We start from the raw sequence: 879 nt of genomic DNA, 5'->3' as shown, positions 1-879 counted from the left end.
ATCCTGGCGTCGCTGCCGACCGCGGCGCGACCTCCGCGATCGGCAGCGACGCCAGGATCGCGGCATCCGTCGACCGGGGGTCCTGCGGGAGGAACCACACGTCCTCGATGCCGCCGAACCGGTCGAGCGTGCGCCGCACCTGACCCCGGGCGTCGATGCCCAGGGTGCCGGGGCGCAGGCGGTTCGCGACGACCGCCGCCGGCGTGCCACCGATCGTGGCACGCAGATCGGCATGCCCGCGGAGGAACCGGGCGATGCCGACGGGGTCGGCGGCCACCACGGCCACGACCAGGTCGGCGGTGCGCAGCGCGGCGAGGGTCGCCGCGTGGCGCCGGGGGCCGTCGAGGTCGCTCACGATCTCTTCGTCGCGCTCGAGCGATGACGCGACGTCCACCACGGTGTAGTCGGCCCAGTCGCGACACGCGGTGAGCGCGGCGGTGACGCGACGGTCGCTCAGTTCGGGCCAGCGCGACGGCCGGTTGATGCCGGTGAGCACATCGACGCCGGTGCGGCCCAGCGGCACCGCGATGCGCGTGAGCTCGCGGGCGTCGAGGCCGCCCAGCTCCGCCTGCCGGCAGGCGGCGGCGAAGCCGGGTCCCTCGTCGGCGAGACCCAGGGTGAGAGCGAGCGAGGGAGCCTGCGTGTCGGCGTCGACGAGAGCCACGTGCCGGCCGCCTCGTGCGAGCTCCACGGCCAGCTCTGTCGCGACGGTCGAGCGACCGGGGGCGCCGGCGGCTCCCCACACCGCGATGACGCGCGGTTGCGGGCGCGGAGCGGCCGGGGGCGTCGCCGCCGCGGGTCCGGCCGAGAGAGCCTCCGCGACGCGCCATGGCTCGTCGAGGACGCGGCGGGGGAGCGCGTGGCGGCGGCCTGCGGGCT

The 879-nt window shown here is 76.9% G+C and carries 1 protein-coding gene; it reads right to left on the bottom strand.

Annotation, left to right across the window (positions count from 1 at the left end):
- Window positions 1-879 (bottom strand): CpaE family protein (locus ACI3KY_RS20290; protein WP_404931919.1); only part of this gene is annotated, 879 nt, incomplete at both ends.

The organism is Microbacterium sp. ZW T2_14 (assembly GCF_044987405.1).
Classification (GTDB): Bacteria; Actinomycetota; Actinomycetes; order Actinomycetales; family Microbacteriaceae; genus Microbacterium.
This window is presented reverse-complemented; position numbering and strand designations above follow the sequence as displayed.